This window comes from Moorena sp. SIO4A1 (assembly GCF_010672065.1).
Taxonomy (GTDB): Bacteria; Cyanobacteriota; Cyanobacteriia; order Cyanobacteriales; family Coleofasciculaceae; genus Moorena.
In genome coordinates this window covers 1-1,756 of sequence record NZ_JAAHHX010000505.1, presented here as the reverse complement: position 1 = coordinate 1,756, position 1,756 = coordinate 1, and the positions used below count along the sequence as shown (strand labels likewise).

At 46.5% G+C, this 1,756-nt stretch carries 1 pseudogene; it reads right to left on the bottom strand.

Features of this window, described 5'->3' with window-relative positions:
• Positions 1-147: 147 nt before the first annotated feature.
• Positions 148-1,626 (bottom strand): annotated as a pseudogene (locus tag F6K53_RS39970) (reverse transcriptase domain-containing protein); the annotation flags it as partial.
• Positions 1,627-1,756: the final 130 nt, after the last annotated feature.

Genomic DNA, 1,756 nt, shown 5'->3' with positions numbered 1-1,756 from the left:
GCATATTTCCCTTTTGTTACCAAAAGGTATTGAGTCCAACCTAAAAGGTTGTTTTACGTGAGGGTAGGTGGTGTAAATTACCCTGGGGAGTCGGCTCCCCGCTTTACTTGACCAGTTCAGGTCGCGCGCTTTCACCTCATACGGCTCCTAGATATCCTCTCCTGTAGGAGTGCTCCAGTGTATCTGCTGGTGGCAGCTCTGGTGAACTGCTAGCAAGTTCTTCGTTTTCCAGTTGTCGTGGTTTTCATCAATGTGATGAAGATGTACGAACTCGTCTTCTAGGAACTTCAATCCGCAGTGTCCACAGGAATGGTTTTGCCTTTTCAATGCGTCAGATGTAGCATCAGAGTAGAGTCTTGAGTTTCTCTTGCTCCAATAGACTAGGTCGCCGTCGTAGGGTGACTTAGTCCCCTTTACGTTCACGTGTTGGTTTTGTTTGTAACCAACCTTTGGGAAGGCTTTTTTACATAGTTCATTGGCTTTATACCGGTTTATTTTCTTTTCCTTGCGGAATTTACGATTTGCGGTTTTCTTCATGAACCAGAGGCTATCCCTTGAGCTGCTCATATCGCAGCTAGAATGGTAGTTACGCCATCCGCGAACGATGGGGGCTAGTTTCTTGGCTTTTACTTCTGCACCATAATTCGAGCTGTTGACTACGGCTTTAATTTTCTGACGAATTGTTCTGTGGTTATCCTCTGAGGGAATGCACGAGAATTTTCCGTCTTTTCTAACGCGGAATTTCCACCCTAGGAAATCAAATCCGTCTGTCGCTCTTGTTAGCTTGGTCTTTTCTTCACTGATTTCCATTCCTCTCTCCGCCAAGAATGTCTTGACTTTTGAGAGGATTTTCTCGGCATCGTCTTTAGGCTTAAGGATGAATACCATATCGTCTGCGTAACGCAGGCTTGTGTGTATGTCCTCTATACCGTTTAAAGCCACGTTTGCCAATAAGGGGCTGACCACACCACCTTGGGGTGTTCCTTGCTCTGGGAATTCCGGATTGATGCCTGCTTTTAGGCACCTGTAAATCCCCTGTTTTAGGTGCGCAGGAGCTATCAATCTATCCATGATTGAGCTGTGTGTGATGCGGTCAAAGCATTTCTTGATGTCTAGCTCTATGATTCGCTTTTTGATGCCATTACAGTTTGAGTTCAGTTGATTGAACAGTCCTTTCTGTGCATCCTGGGCACTTCTTCCAGTCCTAAACCCGTAACTCCGAGCGTGAAAGGTAGCTTCGTGTGCTGGTTCCAGTGCGAATTTTGCTAAGCATTGCCATGCTCGGTCTGCGATGGTAGGTATCTTCAACATTCGGGTTTTCCCATTCTTTTTCTTAATGGGGTGTTCCCGTAGTCCATTATGGTGCCAGTCGCATCCATATTGGTTCAGTGTTTCAACCAGTTTCATGCGTTCCCTGTAGTTGAGGGATGACTTCCCGTCTACTCCAGCTGTTTTTTTACCCTTATTGAGTTGTGTGACCTGACGTACAGCTAGAAGCTGTGCTGCGCGAGATTTCAGAATCAATTTCTGTAGTGACCTAGCTTTCTTGAGGTCTCCAGCTTGAACTGCTTTATACACTCTTTTCTGTAGGCGGAATAGGCTTTGGCGGAGTTTCTTCCATTTCTGCTTTTGTTACGGTCGATGTCCCCTATTAAGGGGAGCACCTCCGCTTCAGAACTGGGCGTGAGACTTTCACCTCACCCAGCTCCTGGGTAAACTCGGTCTATGACCGGCCTTTCGGCTTGCTCCAGTGTAT